The sequence below is a fragment of the Actinocrispum wychmicini genome (assembly GCF_004345645.1).
In the GTDB taxonomy this organism is placed as follows: Bacteria; Actinomycetota; Actinomycetes; order Mycobacteriales; family Pseudonocardiaceae; genus Kibdelosporangium; species Kibdelosporangium wychmicini.
The window spans coordinates 783,052-801,989 of sequence record NZ_SLWS01000004.1 but is presented as its reverse complement, the minus strand read 5'-3'; the positions used below and the strand labels follow the sequence as shown (position 1 = coordinate 801,989).

The following is an 18,938-nucleotide window of genomic DNA, read 5'->3' as shown; positions in this document are numbered from 1 at the left end:
TCAAGGGGCTTTACTTGTCATGAGTAAAGCCGCCTGACTCGCGCGTGTCAAGGCGCTTTACTCCGACCGCTGGGCACGCCACCGCTCGATCAACGGCTCGACATCGGCCTTGGTCGAGCACCTCACCAGCGTCGAAAACCCCCGGTCGACGACGTCGTACAGGTACGTCGGCCGGGCGGCCAGACGGTCGTTGGCCTGCCACAGAGCCCAGACCAGTTGGCGTACCGCCGCGTCCACGCCTGGCTCTCGGGATACGGCCATCGAGTCAAGCCCGAGCAGCGGCTGGTCCTGCTGGATCGGCGCGGCGGTCACCGAGTCCAGTATGCCCACCCAGTCACTGTGAGCGATCTCGTCGAAGAGTTCGGCAAGCCTCGGCACCACCGCGTCCATGTGCCCCAGAGCGAGCGTGTGGTAAAGCTCGCCTGGTACGTCGTCCCGCCTGGCACAGTCCTCCTGCAGCCAGGAGTGCACCTGTTGCCAGTTCAACGGGTGTTCCGGGGAGCGCGCGGCCAGCCGACGCAGCAACAGCCGACGCAGCATCGGATGCAACGTCGCCGAATCCGACCACCCGATCGGGGTCCACAGATAGGACGGCAAGGCGGACGCGGTCTCTCGCAAGCCCCAACCATGTTCGGCGAACCGCAGAACCTCTCCCCTGTTGCGGGCCGCGGCGCACGTCACCAACTCGTTCACCATGGGCTCTGGTAGGTCGCGGATGAAGGGATGCAGGAGCTTGCCTTCGATGGACGGCTCCTCGACCAGCGGCCACGGGGCCTTCAGGCCAGTGACCTCCGAGCGCATGATCGTGACGACAGACGCGGCGTGTCCGTTGGTGAACCCGTGCAGGATGCTCGATATCGGGAGGCCCTCCATCGCCGCCACGTCCTTCTTGGTGAGATCGGGCAGCGACACCGGGATCATCCGGGTGGCCGCCTGCCTGAAGGTGTTCGTGCGGAGCAACTCCTTCGCGGTGACAACTGTTTCCTTGTGGACTTCCAGCGCGCCGCTGCTGGCGACCAGCACGGTCAGCGGGTCCGGACCGCCCGATCGGCGGACACTCTCCTGGCGTGCGTCGATCAGCTCCTCCAGGACGTGCCGGCCGATCGAGGTGTCCACGTTGTCGATCATGACCACGCAGTTCCACCCCGCCTTCGCCAGACGGCCGCTCCTGAACGTGTCCCGCAGGTCCGCCAAGAACGCCGCCAACAGGGGCCTGGTCACCAGTCCATGGTCCGATGAGTGGTGCGCCCTTCGGCACAGCTCGATCAGCGAGTCGACAGCGCCGCTGTCCGACTCCTGGTTCTGGCCCCACCATTGGACACCCCTGCGGAACACCGCGGCGCGGCTTCGTGGGAACACACTGAGACCTCTGAGGACCAGATCCGGGACGTAGACGTATGTGCGGCGGAACGCCGGATTGGTGACATCCATCAGGACGGACGGGGACGCCGGCCGTTTGCCCACTCGCACCAGTTCGATGAACTGTTCGCGGGCACGTGCGGGATCGTCGGAGGGCGGGGGCTGGCTGATCGCCAGCAAGCCCGTGGCCAGCCGAGGAAAGATCAACCCGCCATCCCTGCTGAGCTCATATGCCAAAGCGGACAGCACTTCGCCCGTGGTCTGCGCAGTCGTTTGCGCACAGTCGAAGTACGCGTAGGGCACTTTCAGCCGGCCGATTCGCCTGGCGAACTCGGTGAGCAATGCCGTCTTTCCGCTGCCTGGCGCGCCGATGAAGGCGAGAACGGGGGCAGTCCAGTCGGGTGGCACGGCGTCCAGGATCGGCCACCTGGCGAACGCCGTCATCAGTTCGAGCTCGGCGTGCCGGCCGACCAGTCTGTCCCCTCGGTCCGACACTGGCCGGAGCCGGAGCTCGGCCACCGACGCCGCCATGTCCACAAAGGAGTCTTGCTGAGTCTCCGACTCGTCGGCGGTTCCTCGGACCGGCAGCTCGAGGGTACGGAACGGGACTCCACCGGCGGTGACCAGGGTCAACGACAGCAGGCACTGGCCGGTCAGCTCTTCCTGCGCCTGAGCCACGAACTTCGCTGGTCCGTACGTGCCGCCGAACCGGTGCACGACGATCGTGGTGTCGCCCACCGACTGGACGTCCAGGGCCGGCCTGCCGTCCAGGACGCAGCCGATCGGGTACTCCTCCTGGTCGTACGGCCAGTCGTCGGCGGTTTCGTCCTGTTCGACGTCCACAGTGATCAGGTAACGTTGGCCTGGCGTGACCTGTCGGGGCCAGCTCACCACCGGGCGCAGGCGGACAACGGATTCGTTCATGGTGTGTCCCCGGTGCGCAGGATGGTGTCCGGGTGTCCGAAGTAGAGATACATGAAGCTGGCGAAGAAGTCCTTGAACTGCTGCTCGGTCCGGTTGTCGGCGGCGCCGGGCCGGTACCGCACCCGGTTGGCGTAGTGTTTCCGGTGTTCTCGCAGGGCTTCGGCCACGTTCACCGGACGACTGTTCGCGTCGCTGAGGAGTCGGACCGCGAAGTCGTGGGAGTGGTTCAGGTCGACGTCGCCGGCCGTGGCGATCACGCCGCCCGCGCCGTACCTGAGGAACACCTCGGCAAAGCTGCGGGTCGCCGTGCTGGGGTGGCGTTCGTCGACGACCGGTCTGCCGGACACGCACGCGTTGAGCAGGACGAGCGCGCCGGACTGCTGGAGCGCGTGCATGGTGAACTCGGTGTACGCGTTCAGCGGCAGGCCGCCGAGTTTGAACTTCCTGGTGTCCCGGGAATACTCCCCGTGGCAGCGGATCACCAGCAGCCCGAACGGCTGGCACGGCCGGTCGAGCCGGCGCATCAACTCCCGCATCGTCCGGGCCCTGGCCTCCAGTTCGTACCGTGCGAAGCCATCCGGCTCGACCCCCATCTTGGGGTCCTCGAACATCAGCAGGCCGCCGACACATTCGCGCTTCCGCGCCGAGAACTGCCACGCCCGTGCGCCATCATGGACCGCCGTCCAACGGATCACCGGGATCAGCTCACCGAGCCAGCCCGCTCCTTCGGCGCCGCCGGAAGGCCGGTGATAGTACAGTTCCCAGGGGATCTCGTAGTCGGTGTTGTCCCACACCACCAGGCGCGGCGCGTCCGGCGCGGCCAACAGGTCACGGATCCACGTCACGAGTTTGTGCTTGGTGTCCGCCCAGTTCATGCATTCCCAGTACGCGTCCTGCCACGGTGTGCCTTGCCCGCGGGTGCGTTCGGCGAGCGTGGCCAGCGCCAGATCCGGCGGGCGTTGGTCGGCGAGGTCGCTTGGTCGCGCGGCTGTCCGCACGCCGCCTCGGTAGTGGAAGTTCAGCACGAAGCTGGGCTGACCGTCCACACTGGTGCCGGTCACGCACAGCATGGCCACGTTGGCGGGCAACGCTTTGGTGAGCTTGACGTCACCTGGGTCGAACTCGGTCGGCTCGGTCTCGACCACGTCGTCGATTGCCGGGCTCGACGGTCGGACCGCGCCTGTGGGTGTCGTGCCCTGGTCGGCGGTGAGGTAGCCACGCAGGCTTTCCGGCTCGGCGCTCATCGGTCCGGCTCCGGCTGGATCACCTTGCCGCCCATGGCGTCGGCGAGGTCGTACGGCAGTTCAGGGTACTGATCGACTCCGGGCGTGATCACCACAGGACGGACACGCGCCAGCGTGCGCACCTTCGCGGCGACCGTGAGGGCGTCGGTGATTCCCAGACGCCCTGTCCGGCCGGCGATCCGTCCGCGCAGACTGGCGTCGAGCGGAACGTTGCCTCGGCCGTCGGTGACGACCACCAGGACGGCTTCGTCGATCGACATCCGGCCCCGCAGGGTGAACCCACGTAGCTCGTGCAGCGCGAGATCCAGGGCATGCGCCAGTGGACTGGCCAGGCCGGGCAGCCGGTTGAGCGCCCCGAGCAGCCGGGGATCCAGCAGGGACGCCGCCCGGAAACGTTCGGCGTTGAGTTCCGCGGCGGTGGCGCGATGTCCGAACTCGATCACCGACACGGCCGCGTTCTGTTCGTACGCCCAACGCAGGTACGGCGCGATCGCCGGACTCCAGTCCCAGCCTTGACGGCAGGAATGGTCCAGTACCAACACAAGCACGCCACCGGACTGCGGCCGGCGGCGGTGCCGTCGTAGGTCGGCCGGACTGATGATGAGCCTGTTCCGCGGACCTGTCGCGTGCCGTCGGCGGACTGCCTGGTACTTCGCCGCCTCGAGCACGGTCGCCACGATGGCGAGGTCGTGCAGTCGCGTCGCGGTCCGCACACCGATCGCGTGCCCTTGTTGGCGCTTGGCGGACGCACGCCGTTGCCCAGGTGCGCGCAGCGAGTGGACTTTCGGCGTGGACTGCGGATCGTCCTCCGGATACAGCGACCGGTCGGGCTCCTCGGCGAACGCCGCTGTCGCCGCCAGGACCTCGGCTGGACCGGAGTACCGCGCGGGCACTATGGCTGGCTCGTCGAGCGCCGGAATGTCCACTATGGACCCGAGTGATTCCTGGCCGTCCGCCGGCTCGACCGGTGGGTCGATCTGTTCTGCGACAACGTCATCAGGGACGTCCGACCGGGGTGTGACGCCCAGCAGATCAGCGGCTTGCGCCACGTGTTCCGGCTGTACCGTGTCCGCGCCGTCGAAGGCGGCAAGCGCACGGGCCACCCGAGCCAGGGTGAGTTCCCTGCGCGGGCTGAGGCCTGGCTCCATGGTCGCCACCACGGCGGCCACAGCTGCCGGAGTCATCGGGAGCGGTCTTGCCGGCAGTATCTGGCTGGTAGCCGGCGGGCATTCGCGCAGGTCAGCCGCGTCCACCCGGATCGGGAACCGGTCGAGCAGATGCGGCGAGAGGTGGCCGACCTCGCCGCGGTCCGCCGCCGCGAGCCACCGGGTCCTCGGGCGCCACCGAATGCTGTGCCCGAGGACTTCCGCGGACGCGCAGTCGGCACCCACCAAGGTCACCGCGGCCCGGGTCACCGGGAGCCCGGCGCGGCACAGGTCGGGGACGACCACCACAGCCGGATCCTCCGCGAGCAGCCCCGGCGACGTGCTGAACTCGTTGCCCGCCAACCGTGTCCGCAGCCACAGGTCCTCCTCGGTGGTCGACGAACCGAGCAGCACCACGTTCCCGGCCAGGCTGTCCGCCAACCAGCGCCCCAGCGGCAGCAGCAGGGACGGGTCGAGGTCCAGCAGGAGCACCCCGCCCAGCCCGGGTTCGGCCGCCACACACCGGAGCACGGTGAGTGCCCTGGTGAGCGGATCGGCGGCGGACCCCATGGTTCAGTCCGCGGTGGCCAGGATCAGGGCGTCCACCCGCGTGTCGTCGTCCGCGGTCCACTCCGGCAAGGTGCCGGAGTCGCCGCGTGCCCGCCGGTGCAGCAACGCGAGTTTCGCGACCTTGCGGACGTGGTCCGGCAGGATCTCGGTGGCCTCCTCGATCGCCGCGCACGCCTGGGCGGCCTGGATCAGCACGAGTTCGCCGCGATGACCGACCAGCTGGAAACCCACGGCGAGCCGGGCGCAGGCGGCGATCGCGTCCGAGGTGCGTTTGACGGTGCCGAGCCGGGCTTTGGCTTGGCTGAGCCGCATCCGTTGCTCGGTGTCCCGGGCGCGCGCCTCGGCCATGAACGGCGAGTTCGGGTCCGCTCGTTCCGCCTCGAACTGCAGGACGCTTTCCACGATCCGCTGCCTGTGCTCGACGTCGTCCAGCTGTGTCACCGGCGCGACCAGGCCGAACCGGTCCAGCAGCTGTGGGCGCAGGCCGCCTTCGTCCGGGTTCATCGTGCCGACGAGCGTGAACCGGACCTCGCGCGGGCCTTCCGCGCGGTGGTCGCGCTGGACGCTGAGGATGCCGGTCGACACCACGTCCAGGATGATGTTCACCAGGTAGTCGTCCAGCAGGTTGATCTCGTCGACGTAGAGCATCCGCGCGGCGGAGGCGGCCGCCTCGACGAGCATGCCGTCCGCTGGCTCGGCCGCGCCCGCCATCAGCTTGTCGATCCGCCAGCCGCCGAGGACCCGGTCGTCCGTGGCGCCGATCGGCAAGGTGACCGGCAGTTCGCCGGCGATCATGTTCGTGAAGGCCCGGACCGTGGTGGTCTTCGCGGTGCCGCGTTGGCCGGCCGCCAGAACGCCGCCGACACTCTCGTTCACGTAGGCGATCTCCAGCGCGGTCCGCAGCTCCTCCTGGCCGACGACAAGGGAGTACGGCAGAACCGACGCGATCGGGTCGGGCACGGTCACGGCTCCTTCTTGTCGGTCACGTAGACGAAGTCAGTCGACAGTGGCACGCCCTGACGCCACAGGTCACACCACCGTTCGTTCGTCTGCCGCTCGGTCTTCGTATTCTCCGGCAACTTCGTCCGCAACGCGGTCAACATGTCGAAGCGGTGCAGGTCGAACGCCACGTGCACGGCCTCGCTGTACGCCAACGCGGCCTGGACCGTGCCCCGGAACGCGACGATCGAGACGACAAGGGGCGCGAGGGCAAGCAGCAACCACCATCCCTGCCAGCCCAGCAGCACCGCGGCCGCCACCGTGGTGATCATCATCGTGACCGCCAACCTCGCGGCCGCGTCCAGCGCGTCGCGGCGGTCGTCAACGATCGCCTTGACCTGCTCGCCGAGCACGGGATACAGCCTCGGCCACGCGGCGACCGCGTCCAGCCCGTAGGCGCGGCCGGCGCTGTCTTCCATTGCCGCAAGGACATTCCCCAACGCGGTCGGTCGCAGCAGGTGATCGGGCAGCGGAAACCGGCGGCGCAGTTCGTCGCCCGCAGCGCCGGCCTTCTGGACAGTGTCGTCGGGCAGCTTCTCCACGCCCTGCGGCAGTTCGGCGGCGGCCACCAGGCGTTCCTTCCGGCACCGCTGAATCCGCAGGCCCAGACCCGCACCCAGCCACTTCGGCCAGGCCCCTTCGAGCACCCGCATCATGGCGAGTTGGAACGGCTGCACCATGAGCGCCACCACCGTGACGGCCACGACGATCGCCACCACTTCGCCCACGCCCAGACCGGTGATCGTCCGCCAGGCCGCGGCGAAGCTCATCGCGTGGTCCAGCCAACCCCACGCGCCCGCCCACACCAGCAACAGCAGATAAAGCAATCCGGCACAGGTGGGCAAATAGCTCACCAGGAAGAACCGGCGGCCTTCCGACAACGGCTTGAGCAACCCGTCCAGTTTCATCGCTGAAGCTCCATCGGGCCGTGTCCGTTCGGGCAGGTAGGTAATTGCCGCTCGTCATAGAAGGAACGAATCGCTGTGCTGTCGTTGTTCCCGCACGAGAACTGGATCGTCCGGTAACGGGTCGAACTGCCCAGCGGACTGGCCCCGTCGCCGGCACCGATCTCGCCGCCGGCCACACCTTCGGCCTCGCGCACCCTGGCCAGGGTGCTCACGCCGACGTGCCGCCCGCGCACCCTGATCATGACCGCGTCCGGCGGCTTTCGAAACCTCTCCGCCAGCCGTGTGCTCACCTCGTCCGCGCGGTCCTCCGGCTCGACGTCCAGAAAGTCGTCGAATTCGACCCTGTCATGGTCGATCAGCCTGCCGTACGCCTCTCGCGCACGGTCAACATCCGCTTCGGCCACGGCACTCCAATCCGAACATCGACGGACCGTACATCGCGCGAATCGAACCGGCGTTAGCGGACGAAAGCGAATTCAGGGTCTGTCCGTTACCAATCGGTGCGCAACTGAAAGAGGTCGGGGCGCGCGTAGTGACCCACCACGTCGAGATCCAGGTACGCGCCGTCGAGGACGTCCAGGTCGATGTCGGCGAACAGCACCTCGCCGCGGTCGAACACCGGACCGGCGACGAACCGGCCGAACGGGTCGACGACACAGCTCCCACCGCGGATCACCGGCCCACCCGCGTCCGCCACGAAACCGGCAGGGTAGTCGTCGGACACCGCGAACTGGTTGGCGGACAACACAAAGCAGCGTCCCTCGACCCCGATGTGCCGCATGGTCGCGGTCCACGAGTCACGCATGTCGACCGTGGGCGCGCAGTAGATCTGCACGCCCTGCTCATACAGCCAGGTCCGGTAGAGCGGCATGTAGTTCTCCCAGCAGATCGCCAAGCCGATCCGGCCCAGATCGGTGTCCACGACCGCCAGGTCATCAGCGCCACCGCGGCCCCAGATGATCCGTTCCATCCCGGTCGGCACAAGCTTGCGATGCCGCGCCAACAGCGTGCCGTCCGGCGCGATCACCAACGCCGTGCAGTACAACGTGTGCCCACCACGCTCGATAACGCCCACAACGACATGGACCTGATGCCGGGCGACGGCGGCACTGATCGCCTCGAACGTCTCGCCCGGGATCTCCACGGCCGACCGCCGATACCGCGCGTACAACGCCCGCCCCTCATCGGTGCGCTCGCCAACGGTCGCCCCAAAAGTCGCCCCCTTCGGATACCCACCAAGGAAAGCCTCCGGGAACACCACCAACTTCGCGCCGTCCGCACAGGCCTTCGCGAGCAGCGTCTCGAACCGGCCGACAGTCGCCTCGACATCGAACAGGACAGGTGCGGCCTGAACCACGGCCACGCGACAAGGTGACATCTCACAACTCCATCCGGTCGGCAACTTCCACCTGCCGGTATACGCGGAAGGGCGGCCGATATCCATGTCATGGTCAGCGACTTCGTCGCACGTCGGCGGTACAGGTGTTCGCGTCGGATCTCCCGGATGATCAGCGCGAACGACGCGGACGCCAGCACCTGCACGATCGCGTACAGCTGAACCGGGATGGGAGGGCGCCGTCGGCGGTGATCACCCGGGTCGCGAACGGCATCAGGACCTGCATGAACAGCCAGACCAGGGTGAGGCCGGTCAGGCGTCCGCTCACCGTGTGCACATAGCGGAAGATCTCGTGGTGGGCCCGCCAGTGGAAGGGTGTCCGGTCGAAGCCGATCGCCGTGGCCATGGCGTCCGGGAAGGCGAGGAACGCGACACCCTTCGACTGGCCGAACTCCTGGAATCCGTGTAGGCGTGGCGCCGGTCAGACTCGCGTGTGGGCCTGGGTCGGGCTGGGCGTTTCGCCGAGTTGTTGGAGGGCGGACTGGGCAGCGGCGATTCCGACTTCGGCGAGCAGTCCGGGCGCGGCGGACTGGTCTGTGGCCACGGCGAGAGTGTTGCCGCGGCGGACGGGTGGGCGGTCGTGCCATGTTGTTCCGGGCAGGTCGATGGCTCCGGTGCAGTTCGTGCGCAGGGCGCTGCGGTGCCACTGCACGGCAGCACGCCAGCCGGGCCAGGTCTGGTCGAGAAGTTGCTGCACTCGGTGTTCGGCGTCGGTTTTTCGCTCGTGGGGGGCGCATGCGGCGGCGACCTGGATGAGGTCGTGCCCGGGCGGGGCCAAGCTGGGGTCGGCGAGGCTGTAGCGGGCGGCGTAGATCCGGTCATCCAGGTCCATGACCCGAAACCAGTCCGGGCCGCTGTCCACCCGCAGGCCCAGGTCGACCGTCGCCACGCGCGTGCCGGGCCAGACGAGCGATCGGTCGCCGGTCAACTGGCGTGCCGTGGCGAGGCTGGTGGCCAGGATCGTCGGGCCCGTGGGCAGGGCGAATATCCGTGTCTGGGCGTGTATCCGCACGCCGAGGCCGGCGGCTCGCTCGGCAAGAAGATCGACCAGGGTGGACCACCCGCCGGCCACGTACCGGGAGCCGCCGGCAAGCGACCGGCGAAGGCGCTGGTGGGTGAACGCGGCCGAAAGCCGCCCAGGGTCGCGGTCGAAGGTGAAGATGAAAGCCACTCCGACGATCGCCTCAGCCATCGCCGCGTCGACGTGCCGAAGCAGCCAGCGGCGGAACGATTCCGCTGTCGGCGCCTCGGCGGGCAGCGCGGCGATGGCCTTGCTGAGTTCGGCCGGCCAGGGACCGAACCGGCCGCCGGCCCGGACGAGGTCGGCTTTGCGCGGCGCCGCCACGATGGGCGGCGTGAGACCGCGGCGCTCCAACCACGCCCACCACGGCCCGTCTGTGTAGATCGCGTGTGGACCGTCGTTGGCCAGGTAGGGAGCCGCCAGCGAGCGTCCCCGCCCGCCCGGCCGGGAATGCGCTTCGGTGACGGTTACCCGCCAGCCACGTTCGGCTGCCTCGATGGCGGCGGTGAGCCCGGTGACGCCCGCGCCGACGATGGTCAGATCTGGTTCCACTGGACATGTCCCTCCGTGTGGTGTCCTTCCGTTCGGAAAGGGGCGGGGAACCTTTGGAAGGTTCCCCGCTACCTTCTTGGTGTGGATCCGGAGATCGTCTCGGCCGCTCAGCACGGGGACGCGCTCGCGTTGGACAGGCTTCTCGACGAACTGGCCCCGTATGTCCGCCGGTTGTGCGCGCGCATCGCCCCGGCGGCGGTCGACGATGCCACACAGGAGGCCCTGCTGGCGATCTTCCGGGGCCTGCCTTCGCTGCGCGCTCCCGAGGCGATCGTGACCTGGATACGGTCGGTCACCGTCCGGACGGCGATCAGCCTCGCCCGCAGGCACGACATGGAGGTCGCCACCGAGGAAACGCGCATGGACCACCACGCCGCTTCGCTCGAAGGGCTGGTGGACATCGATGACGCCCTGGCGCGTCTGCCGGTCCCCCAGCGCGTCGTGCTGGTCCTGCGGACCCGGGAAGGACTCAGCGAGCACGAGATCGCCACCACGTTGGGGATCCCGATAGGGACCGTGAAATCCCGGCTGCATCGAGCCAGGGCCGCGTTCCGGGAGGTGTGGGAATCGTGAACGATCCAGTGGGGCTCCCCGACATCGACCCGATCGACCGCCTCGCCGTTCTCGCGGCCGCCCTGCCCGGCGCCGTCGTTCGGCAGCGGCGCGTCGCCGTGCCCTTCGACGCCGTGTGGCAGGTCATCGCGGACCTGGAGAACGCCACCCCCCGCTACGAACCCGGCGTCGCCCAGGTACGCATCGTCGAGCGGCGGGGCGAGCATCTGCGACTGCTGGTGCAGGACGCTTCCGGCCTCGAGGACACGATGGACGCCAGGCTCCGACCAGGCTGGTGCCTGATGCAGTCCGCCACGATTGTCGTCGCCTTCGCTGCCCGCCCCCTGGGCAACGAAACCCTACTGGCGCATCTTGAACACCGCCGCGGCCAGACCCCGACGCCCGGTCCGGGCGGATCGCACCGCCGCCACGCCGCCTACGCGAAAATCGACCAGGAACTCCGCACCATCGAAAGGCTCGCCACCCACCACGGGCATCAGTGAGCACGCTTCGCGGTCCGTGTGCCCGCTGTGTCAGGGGCCGCGTGCCGTGGCGACAAGATCAGCCCCAGCGCGAGCATCACCAGGTTGACGACCGTGCCGAGCAGGTGTCCGTCCTGGAAGAACATCGGCGTGACCACCCGCCACCACTCGCCGGCGGCCAGTGCGGCCGGGTCGCGGCGGAACTGCTCCAGCAACTGCGGACGCGCCATCTGCGCCACGCCGCCCGCAGTACTGGCCGCAACTACGCATCATCCCCTCCACTTGACCTTCTCAAGCGTGCGTGACAATCTCAAGTTCACCGCACTGCCGAGACAGAGGGGCCGCCATGGCCGATGCCACCGAGAGCGCGCGGCCCGACTGGGTCGACGACGCCCTGTTCCCGTTCGAGAGCCGCTTCGTCGATATCGACGGGCACACCGTGCACTACGTCGACGAGGGGTCAGGTCCCACCCTGCTGCTCCTGCACGGCAACCCGACCTGGTCGTTCCTCTGGCGCGACGTGATCCGCGCGCTGCGCGACGACTTCCGGTGCGTCGCCCTCGACTACCCGGGCTTCGGACTGTCCACACCGAAGCCCGGCTACCGGTACCTGCCCGAGGAGCACGCGGACGTGGTCACCGGGTTTGTCGACGCGCTCGGCCTCACTAGGGTCACTCTGGTCGGGCAGGACTGGGGCGGCCCGATCGGCCTGGCCGCCGCACGTCGTCGGCCTGGCGTCTTCGATCGGCTGGTCCTCGCCAACGCCTGGGCTTGGCCGGTCAACGGCGACCTCTACTTCGAGGCCTTCGCTCGCATCGCCGGCGGACCCCCGATCCGCTTCCTGGCCCGGCGGCTCAACCTCGTCGTCAAGGCGTTCATCCCGATGGGCCACCGCAGGCGCAAGCCGACCGCGGCCGAGATGACCCACTACCGCCGGGCGCTGGACACCCCCGAGCGCCGCCAGGCCTCCGCCGTACTCCCCGGCCGGATCACCGCCAGCCGGGCCTTCTTCACCGAGGTCGAAGCCGGCCTCGCCGACCTCGCCCAACTGCCGACACTGATCGTGTGGGGCAACGCCCAAATCGGCTTCCGTCCCCGGGAGCGCGAACGCCTGGAAGCGACCTTCCCCGACCACAAGACCGTGATCGTCGAGGACGCCGGCCTGTACGTGGAGTCCGACGCGCCCGAGGAGTTCGTCGCCGCCATCCGCGACTGGGCAGCGACGCAGCGCGGAGACGCGAGTCGTGCGGGTGAGAGGGACCGGTAGACCACTCAGTTGGTCCGCTCGGCCAGCGCGACGATGATGCCTGCGGGGCCGCGGAGGTAGCAGAGCCGGTAGCTGTTCTCATACCGCACCAGCTCGCCGAGGAGTTCGGCTCCGTGGGGCCGCAGGCGGTCGAGGATGTCTTCGATGTCTTCGACGGCGAACATGACGCGATGGCCGCCCAGCGTGTTCGCCGGAGCGCGCGGGTCGCCGTTTCGGCTCGACGGCGTGTGGTACTTGGTCAGCTCCAGCCGTCCGTGGCCGTCCGGGGTGCGCATCATCGCGATGTCCGATCGGACTCCCTCAAGCCCGACGAGGCGATCCACCACGCTGCCCTCGACAGTCGCCTCGCCTTCCAGCTCCAGTCCGAGTTCGGCGAAGAACGCCTTGGCGGCCGCGAGGTCGTCGACGACGATGGCGATGTTGTCCATCCGCTGGATCGTCCCGCGCCCAGGGCCTCGCTGGTCGGTGTCGTTCATGATGAACTCCTCAAGTACTCCAATGGGAACCCCTCAGTTGTAGAACCGGCGGGCGCTGGATCCGACGCGGGTGATGTCGGTGCCGTAGATGTGCACGCTGATGGCGATCTCGTCGCCGACGTTGCGGATGCGGTGGATGTCGCCGGGCGGCGCGAAACCGCTGACTTCGCCGGGAGGGTTGTCCCGCGTGCCCGTGGGGTTGAGCGCTTCGTCGAACAGTTCCTCGTGCTCGATGCCCGACAGCACGCCCACGACGCACCAGGTGATGTGGTCGTGGATCCGGGTGGTCTGCCCGGGGCGCCAGACCAGGCCGAGGATGGAGAACGTCCCGTCGGGCTCGGCGTGCAGCAGGTGGCCCGCGACCCGGTCGGGCTGACCGAGACGCTGTTCGGGCGTCAGGATCTCGGGGCCGGGCAGGTGCGCGCGAAGCTGGTCGGCGACCAGTTCCGCGGTGTCCGTCCAGCCGGTCCGCACGTCGATCGCCTGGCGCACCGCCGCGACGAGATCGGTGAGCGTGGTCAGTGAGCGGGTCATGGTCGGGTCCTCCTTGTGTCCCGTTCAGCCTCTAGTCGACGGACTCATTCGTCCAATGACAATACTTGGGCAAACACATGCGTACTATTTATGTATGCTGGATATCCTGCGGTTACGGGTTCTCGCGGCGATCGCCGCGCACGGCTCGGTCACCAAGGCCGCCAAGCACCTGAACTACTCCCAGCCCGCCGTCAGCCACCATCTGGCCAGGCTGGAGGCCGAGACCGGGGCCAGGCTCGTCCAGCGGGTCGGCCGGGGCATCCGGCTCACCCCGGAGGGCGAACACCTGGCCCGCCGCGCCGCCGAGATCGTCGGCCGGGTCGACACCGCCGCCGCGGAACTGTCCGCGATGGTGGGCCTGCGCACCGGCCGCGTCCGGGTCGCCGGCTTCCAGTCGGCGCTCGCCGCGCTGGTGCCGCACGCCGCCGGCACCCTGCGCCGCGAGCACCCCGGCATCGAACTGCAACTGATCGAGGCCCACCCGCGCGTGGCACTCGATCTGCTCCGGGCCGGGCAGGTCGACGTCGCGGTCGTCTTCCGCTACAACGACACGACCCCGGACGACATCCGCGCCACGCACCTGTTCGACGACCCGATGTACCTGCTCAGCCTCGAACCCGGCCAGACACTGGCCGGCAACCGCGACTCCGCCTGGATCGCGGGCTGCGAGAACTGCCGCCGCGAGTTCCTCGACGCCTGCGACAAGGCGGGCTTCGTCCCGCCCATCGCGTACACCAGCGACGACATCATCGTCCAGCAGGCACTGGTCGCCGCCGGCATGGGCGTGACCACCATGCCGGGGCTGGCACTGCGCACCCACCACGCGCCCGGAATCGAGGCCAGCGTCCTTCGCGACTTCCGGCGGCACGTCTACCTGGCCAGCTACGGCGACCCGCCGGACCCGCCCGCGACCACCGCCTTCATCAGCGCACTGCACCACGCCGTCCAGCAGACCCGCCCCGGCGAGCCGACCCCACCCGCAACCTGTCTGTCTCAAGTGGATTGACGCAACTATGTCCAGTTGACGAACGTCGTGGCCGCATCGGCATGTGACGGCGTTGACAACGCGTCCTGTTTCGTTCCCACGATGCATCGTGCCACGCCCGGAACCCGGACCTTGCCGCCCTTCTCGAACGCGCTCGCCTTCGAGATGGCGTGTGCCCGAATTCGCTCCCGCGCCGGTTCGTCGACCTGCGCAAGCGCCGCAACTGCCAGCGAAACGTGCTCGCTGATCATCTCCCAATACTGCTCAGGCGATTCCGTCCTGAGTTCGACGTGGACGTCCCACTCCGCAATGTCGTGCAGCCCCGCGCCTTCGTACAGGGCACTGACATATCCCGGGGCGGCGCACCGAAACATGTTCGGTCCGTCCCGGTCGGGTGCCGTCACCACCGCCTCGGTCGCGATCGCCTGCGTAGCGATCGTCGTCCACGGGTTTGCCTCGGGCCCGACCCAAACCGACGAGCAGAGGCGTCCGCCCGGCTTGAGCACTCGTGCGAACTCGGCCGTCGCCTTGGCCACATCAGGGAAGAACATGTACCCGAAACGCACGGAGACGCTGTCGAATGTGGCGTCGTCGAACGGCAGATCATCGGCGCTACACACCATCGTCTCGATATTTGTGACCCCGCGCGCCCCGGCTCGTCGCACGGCTATGTCCAGCATCTCCGCTACCAGGTCGGTCAGCACGACCCGACCCTTCGGCGACCGTCTCGCGATGCTCAAACCCGGCTCACCCGTGCCCGAAGCGATGTCGAGATGGTGACGACCGTCAGCGATGTCGAGACCCTCGATCATCGCCTCGCTGACCGGGCCCAACTGATCCGTGATGACCGCGTCCCACTTCTCCCAGCCCGCGGAAAGCCCCGCCCACGTCACTCGCTGACCGTCTCGGATCTCATCGGGGCTCGGCATCGGCCCTCCCTGTCCAGCATCCACCGAACACGAAAGCACTCCTGGCAGGAGCCTATAACCCCGTTCGGGGGTCGGACACCGAACGGTTCGGAGTAGTTCACTCTGCTCGTAGTGACTCCACCTTTGTCACCTGTCTCAGCAATGGGAGGGTGCAGGCCGTCACTATGAGGACGGCAAGGAGGGCCGCGCCCGCGAGGGCCCCGATCATGGGTGGGTCTATGTCGATTTTGGCTTCGGCCAGGGTGAGGATCGGGGCGGACAGGCCGATGCCGGCGCCGATCGCGAGGACCACGCCGATCAGGACAGGTAAAGCCGTCTGCCACAGGGAACTGCGGGCCATCACTCCGAGGGGCACACCGGCGGCCGAGAGCGCGGCGAGCGCGCGGCGGCGGTCGGTGATCTGTTCGATGGACAGGATCAGCAGGCTCAACGCGGCCACCATGAGCACGAACATGGACGCTGCCAGCAGGACCGCGCGGAACTGCTGCATCGGTCTCTGGCTGAGAGCGTCGAAGTCCGATGTGGGGTCGGCCAGGGACACCTGGCCCAGCCACGCCAGGCCGCTGACCGCTGTCGCGACCCGGAGGGACAGGGCTTCGGTGGTGCCGGACCCGCCGACGTACACGTCGACCGGCCCTGGCAACGACGGCACCGCGGCCCCTGTGGTGACCAGATAGTCCTGGACGCCCCACGCGGCCTGCGTCACGTCGACGTCCCGGACCCCGGCCGGAACCGTCCATAGTGGACCATTTCGGTCGCCGTCGCTCGAATAGTAGACACCGAGACGGAGCTTGCCCGGCCGCTCGCTGGCCAGAGTGTGGACGGCGAACACGTCCCCGTCGACGCAGGAGCCCAGATTCGCGCGGAGTGCGAGCGCCGCGCATGAGCCGACCTCGATCTGGACATACGTGCCGTCCTCGGCCGTGCCGTGGAGCTTGCGCACCGCTTCGGCCCGGTCGATCCCGGGCAACGCCTTGACTCTGGTCAGCACGTCGTCCTGGTGGCCGAGGTCGGTCTCCACCATGACCGGCGCCGACGGCAGTGCCGGCGGTTGCTGGCGCGCCTGTGCCGCCGGCATGGTGGAGGTCAGCAGGACCTGGGTCATGATCGCGCCGGCCAGCACCACGACCAGCCCAGACACCACCCGGCTGGCCGTGCCGCTGTCCACCTGGAGCCGGCTGATGGCGAACTGCCAGGACGGCGGCCCGCCGCGCAGCCGGCCGGCGACCCGTTCGACCATCCACGGCAGCAGGACGGCCACTCCGACCAACACCAGCGCACTGCCCGCGGTCAACGCGACCATCGAGCTGTATTCGCGCTCGCCGACCAAGGACGCACCCGTGACCAGCAGCGCGCCAATGCCGGTGACCGTCCAGCGCCACCACATCAGCCGGCGTGCCGGGCGGCCCTGCCGCACCACCCCGAGCGGTTCGACGATGATGTTGCGCAGGCCAAAGATCGCCGCCCCGACAGCCAACGCCGGTACCAGCAACACGATCAGCACCACAAGTGGCCACGGCGGCAGGAAGTCCTCACCGAAGACTCGGAACCCGAACAGGTCCGGGGAACCGAGCCACTGCCGCGTCAGGAAGAACAACACGCCACCCACCACCACGCCGGCCGCCGCACCGAGCAGCGATTCAGCCGCCGCCACCCGCCGGATCTGCCGCGCGTCCAGGCCGATCAGCCGCACCGCGGCCAGCCGGCGCTCCCGCTGGGCGGCGCCCATCCGGGACGCCGTGGTGACGAACACCAACAGTGGCAACAACAACGCGACCAGGATCGGCAACAGGACGACGAGCAGCACCATGTTCGCATCGCCCTTCCAGGGCGTTCGGCCGAACCCGCCGACCTTCTCGGCCAGTCTGGCCGCACGCGTCTCCTCCGGCGGCGCCCCGGCCCACACCTTCCGGTCGCTCGCGTCGACCAGGCCCGGCTTGCCGATCACCCCGACCACCCGGCCGGGCAGCCGGGCCCGCAGCGGCGCGCCGTCCGGCGACGCCAGCAGTTCGGCCACCGCCGGCGAGACCACGAGATCACCTGGGCCGGGCAGGGCGGTCAGGCCGGGTGGCATCGGGGCGTTCGGGCCACCGGACACCGAGTGGACCTCGACGTACCCGTCGGGCAGGCGCACGCTCCACCTCACCTGGTACAGCGGGTCCGGATCGGACGGATCGGCGCTGATCGCCTGGTTGGCGGCGGACCGGTCGGTCCGGGCGTTGACGACTGACCCGATCGACACGGCCGGCAGCAACACCGACACCACCAACGCGATCCCGATCGTGGTCATCGCCAGCCGCAGCAGCGCCTGCCCGGAGCTCCGGCTGCCCCCGACAGCCAGCCGGAGCCCCAGGGCGAAGTCCGAGATCATGGGACCAGCTCCCTGCTGATCGCCTTGCCGTCCCGCACGACGACCTCGCGGTCGGCGTACGCGGCGACGCGCGCCTCATGCGTCACCAGCACCACAGCGGTGTCGTTCTGCCGGGCCGTTTCGGTGAGCATCCGCATCACCTTCTCGCCGTTGTACGAGTCCAGCGCGCCGGTCGGCTCGTCCGCGAACACCACCCGTGGCCGGGCGACGAGCGCACGCGCCACGGCCACCCGCTGCGCCTGCCCGCCGGACACGTCCCCCGGCCGGTTGCGCGCCACGTCCTCGACCTCAAGCCGGGCAAGCCAGTCCAGGGCCTCGACGTCCGCCTTGGACCGCTTGACCTTGGCCAGCCGCAACGGCAACGCCACATTGTCCAGACAGGTCAGTTCCGGCACCAGCTGGCCGAACTGGAACACGAACCCGAACTCGGTCCGCCGCAACAGGCTGCGCGCCTTGTCCGACATGGCCGTCAAGTCCCTGCCGTCGTACGTGATCGCGCCGGAGTCCGGCCGCACGATCCCGGCCAGGCAGTGCAGCAGCGTGGACTTGCCCGACCCGGACGGCCCCATGATCGCCAGGACCTCACCGGCTCCCAGCCGGACACTCGCCCCCTGCAACGCCTCGGTCGGCCCGAACGACTTCACCAGGTCCTCGGCCACGAGCAGCGCCTGGCTCATGTCACCACCTCGGCCAGGTCGTCCAGCCGCACCGCGGTCAGTTCGAGCCAGCGCAGGTCCGCCTCCAGGTGGAACAACGCGTGGTCGCAGATCAGCTGCGTGGCCAGGTCCCCGCCGTTCTTGCGGCGGGTCAACGTGCGCATCACGTCCAGGTGTGCGAACCGCTGCGTGTCGAGTAAGGCCGACGCGTCTCGCCCGGACAGCAGCGCGAGCACGACCTTGGTGTACAACGTGTTCTGCAGGTACGGCTCCGGGTTCTCCGGTGTGGCGAGCCAGTTCTCGAAGTCGGTCACGCCGGCGTCGGTGATCATGTACCGCTTGCGTTCCGGGCCTTCGCCGTGCTCGACGCCGGCCACTTCGATCATGCCGTTGCCCAGCAACCGCGACAAAGTGGCGTACACCTGCCCGTACGACAACTGTCGATCACGGCCGAACTGCTCGTCGTACGCCCGTTTCAGGTCGTAGCCGTGCCGCGGCCCGGACTCCAGCAATCCGAGCAGCGTGGTGCCCACCGACATGGGTCCCCCGTCCTGACGAGGCGACCCTC

Annotated in this window: 20 protein-coding genes; 4 read left to right on the top strand and 16 right to left on the bottom strand. The window is 68.8% G+C overall.

Annotated features, from left to right (window positions below; translation table 11 throughout):
* Positions 1 to 57 precede the first annotated feature (57 nt).
* From EV192_RS21620 to EV192_RS21580, 9 genes are all read right to left on the bottom strand, one after another.
* Complete coding sequence (locus EV192_RS21620; protein ID WP_132118062.1) at positions 58 to 2,283, bottom strand: ATP-binding protein; 2,226 nt, start codon at positions 2,281 to 2,283, stop codon at positions 58 to 60.
* Entirely contained in the window at positions 2,280 to 3,527 is a 1,248-nt protein-coding gene (locus EV192_RS21615) for a CHAT domain-containing protein (protein WP_132118060.1), read from the bottom strand. The genes EV192_RS21620 and EV192_RS21615 overlap by 4 nt, the downstream gene beginning before the upstream one ends.
* Positions 3,524 to 5,242 carry a hypothetical protein gene (locus tag EV192_RS21610; protein WP_132118058.1) on the bottom strand — a complete coding sequence of 573 codons (1,719 nt, stop codon included), beginning with the start codon at positions 5,240 to 5,242 and terminating at the stop codon, positions 3,524 to 3,526. The genes EV192_RS21615 and EV192_RS21610 overlap by 4 nt, the downstream gene beginning before the upstream one ends.
* A 3-nt stretch (positions 5,243 to 5,245) precedes the next feature.
* Entirely contained in the window at positions 5,246 to 6,208 is a 963-nt protein-coding gene (locus EV192_RS21605) for an AAA family ATPase (RefSeq protein WP_132118056.1), read from the bottom strand.
* Positions 6,205 to 7,149 carry a hypothetical protein gene (locus EV192_RS21600; RefSeq protein ID WP_132118054.1) on the bottom strand — a complete coding sequence of 315 codons (945 nt, stop codon included), beginning with the start codon at positions 7,147 to 7,149 and terminating at the stop codon, positions 6,205 to 6,207. The genes EV192_RS21605 and EV192_RS21600 overlap by 4 nt, the downstream gene beginning before the upstream one ends.
* The gene (locus tag EV192_RS21595) at positions 7,146 to 7,553 is read right to left on the bottom strand and encodes a hypothetical protein (protein ID WP_132118052.1); all 408 of its coding nucleotides are present in this window, start codon (positions 7,551 to 7,553) and stop codon (positions 7,146 to 7,148) included. The genes EV192_RS21600 and EV192_RS21595 overlap by 4 nt, the downstream gene beginning before the upstream one ends.
* An 86-nt stretch (positions 7,554 to 7,639) precedes the next feature.
* Positions 7,640 to 8,512 carry a carbon-nitrogen hydrolase family protein gene (locus EV192_RS21590; RefSeq protein WP_165960531.1) on the bottom strand — a complete coding sequence of 291 codons (873 nt, stop codon included), beginning with the start codon at positions 8,510 to 8,512 and terminating at the stop codon, positions 7,640 to 7,642.
* A gap of 145 nt (positions 8,513 to 8,657) precedes the next feature.
* The gene (locus tag EV192_RS21585) at positions 8,658 to 8,891 is read right to left on the bottom strand and encodes a TMEM175 family protein (protein WP_424923368.1); all 234 of its coding nucleotides are present in this window, start codon (positions 8,889 to 8,891) and stop codon (positions 8,658 to 8,660) included.
* Between the two features lie 75 nt (positions 8,892 to 8,966).
* Complete coding sequence (locus tag EV192_RS21580; RefSeq protein WP_165960530.1) at positions 8,967 to 10,118, bottom strand: FAD-dependent oxidoreductase; 1,152 nt, start codon at positions 10,116 to 10,118, stop codon at positions 8,967 to 8,969.
* 81 nt (positions 10,119 to 10,199) lie between these two features.
* Here EV192_RS21580 and EV192_RS53960 point away from each other — a divergent pair, with 81 nt between their 5' ends.
* Together EV192_RS53960 and EV192_RS21575 are read left to right on the top strand one after the other, a co-directional pair.
* Positions 10,200 to 10,691 (top strand): RNA polymerase sigma factor, encoded by a 492-nt coding sequence (locus EV192_RS53960; protein WP_243726976.1) that lies wholly within the window; start codon positions 10,200 to 10,202, stop codon positions 10,689 to 10,691.
* Positions 10,688 to 11,173, top strand: coding sequence for an SRPBCC family protein (locus tag EV192_RS21575; protein ID WP_132118046.1), 486 nt, complete (start codon positions 10,688 to 10,690; stop codon positions 11,171 to 11,173). The genes EV192_RS53960 and EV192_RS21575 overlap by 4 nt, the downstream gene beginning before the upstream one ends.
* On the opposite strand, the gene EV192_RS21570 is transcribed toward EV192_RS21575, so the two are convergent.
* Complete coding sequence (locus EV192_RS21570; protein WP_132118044.1) at positions 11,167 to 11,391, bottom strand: hypothetical protein; 225 nt, start codon at positions 11,389 to 11,391, stop codon at positions 11,167 to 11,169. The two genes, EV192_RS21575 and EV192_RS21570, sit on opposite strands and share 7 nt — an antisense overlap.
* 107 nt (positions 11,392 to 11,498) lie before the next feature.
* Here EV192_RS21570 and EV192_RS21565 point away from each other — a divergent pair, with 107 nt between their 5' ends.
* A complete protein-coding gene (locus tag EV192_RS21565) occupies positions 11,499 to 12,419 on the top strand; it encodes an alpha/beta fold hydrolase (protein WP_132118042.1) in 921 nt (306 codons plus the stop codon).
* 5 nt (positions 12,420 to 12,424) lie between these two features.
* On the opposite strand, the gene EV192_RS21560 is transcribed toward EV192_RS21565, so the two are convergent.
* Positions 12,425 to 12,895, bottom strand: a complete 471-nt coding sequence (locus EV192_RS21560; protein ID WP_132118040.1) for a VOC family protein — start codon at positions 12,893 to 12,895, stop codon at positions 12,425 to 12,427.
* 33 nt (positions 12,896 to 12,928) lie between these two features.
* Positions 12,929 to 13,429, bottom strand: a complete 501-nt coding sequence (locus tag EV192_RS21555) for a cysteine dioxygenase family protein (protein WP_132118038.1) — start codon at positions 13,427 to 13,429, stop codon at positions 12,929 to 12,931.
* A gap of 94 nt (positions 13,430 to 13,523) precedes the next feature.
* Between EV192_RS21555 and EV192_RS21550 the strand changes: the two genes are divergently transcribed.
* Complete coding sequence (locus EV192_RS21550) at positions 13,524 to 14,435, top strand: LysR family transcriptional regulator (protein ID WP_132118036.1); 912 nt, start codon at positions 13,524 to 13,526, stop codon at positions 14,433 to 14,435.
* Positions 14,436 to 14,440: 5 nt separating this feature from the next.
* Here EV192_RS21550 and EV192_RS21545 read toward each other — a convergent pair whose 3' ends face one another.
* From EV192_RS21545 to EV192_RS21530, 4 genes are all read right to left on the bottom strand, one after another.
* Positions 14,441 to 15,307 carry a class I SAM-dependent methyltransferase gene (locus EV192_RS21545; RefSeq protein ID WP_165960528.1) on the bottom strand — a complete coding sequence of 289 codons (867 nt, stop codon included), beginning with the start codon at positions 15,305 to 15,307 and terminating at the stop codon, positions 14,441 to 14,443.
* Between the two features lie 133 nt (positions 15,308 to 15,440).
* Positions 15,441 to 17,714 (bottom strand): FtsX-like permease family protein, encoded by a 2,274-nt coding sequence (locus EV192_RS21540; RefSeq protein ID WP_132118032.1) that lies wholly within the window; start codon positions 17,712 to 17,714, stop codon positions 15,441 to 15,443.
* Positions 17,711 to 18,391 carry an ABC transporter ATP-binding protein gene (locus EV192_RS21535; protein ID WP_132118030.1) on the bottom strand — a complete coding sequence of 227 codons (681 nt, stop codon included), beginning with the start codon at positions 18,389 to 18,391 and terminating at the stop codon, positions 17,711 to 17,713. The genes EV192_RS21540 and EV192_RS21535 overlap by 4 nt, the downstream gene beginning before the upstream one ends.
* Positions 18,388 to 18,909, bottom strand: a complete 522-nt coding sequence (locus EV192_RS21530) for a PadR family transcriptional regulator (RefSeq protein WP_132118028.1) — start codon at positions 18,907 to 18,909, stop codon at positions 18,388 to 18,390. Before EV192_RS21530 ends, EV192_RS21535 begins: the two co-directional genes overlap by 4 nt.
* Positions 18,910 to 18,938: the final 29 nt, after the last annotated feature.

Excerpts from the sequence above, each read along its gene's own strand:
- EV192_RS21620 (WP_132118062.1), bottom strand. The coding sequence starts at position 2,283 with ATGAACGAATCCGTTGTCCGCCTGCGCCCGGTGGTGAGCTGGCCCCGA.
- EV192_RS21615 (WP_132118060.1), bottom strand. The coding sequence starts at position 3,527 with ATGAGCGCCGAGCCGGAAAGCCTGCGTGGCTACCTCACCGCCGACCAG.
- EV192_RS21610 (WP_132118058.1), bottom strand. The coding sequence starts at position 5,242 with ATGGGGTCCGCCGCCGATCCGCTCACCAGGGCACTCACCGTGCTCCGG.
- EV192_RS21600 (WP_132118054.1), bottom strand. The coding sequence starts at position 7,149 with ATGAAACTGGACGGGTTGCTCAAGCCGTTGTCGGAAGGCCGCCGGTTC.
- EV192_RS21585 (WP_424923368.1), bottom strand. The coding sequence starts at position 8,891 with ATGGCCACGGCGATCGGCTTCGACCGGACACCCTTCCACTGGCGGGCC.
- EV192_RS21565 (WP_132118042.1), top strand. The coding sequence starts at position 11,499 with ATGGCCGATGCCACCGAGAGCGCGCGGCCCGACTGGGTCGACGACGCC.
- EV192_RS21560 (WP_132118040.1), bottom strand. The coding sequence starts at position 12,895 with ATGAACGACACCGACCAGCGAGGCCCTGGGCGCGGGACGATCCAGCGG.
- EV192_RS21555 (WP_132118038.1), bottom strand. The coding sequence starts at position 13,429 with ATGACCCGCTCACTGACCACGCTCACCGATCTCGTCGCGGCGGTGCGC.
- EV192_RS21550 (WP_132118036.1), top strand. The coding sequence starts at position 13,524 with ATGCTGGATATCCTGCGGTTACGGGTTCTCGCGGCGATCGCCGCGCAC.
- EV192_RS21540 (WP_132118032.1), bottom strand. The coding sequence starts at position 17,714 with ATGATCTCGGACTTCGCCCTGGGGCTCCGGCTGGCTGTCGGGGGCAGC.
- EV192_RS21535 (WP_132118030.1), bottom strand. The coding sequence starts at position 18,391 with ATGAGCCAGGCGCTGCTCGTGGCCGAGGACCTGGTGAAGTCGTTCGGG.
- EV192_RS21530 (WP_132118028.1), bottom strand. The coding sequence starts at position 18,909 with ATGTCGGTGGGCACCACGCTGCTCGGATTGCTGGAGTCCGGGCCGCGG.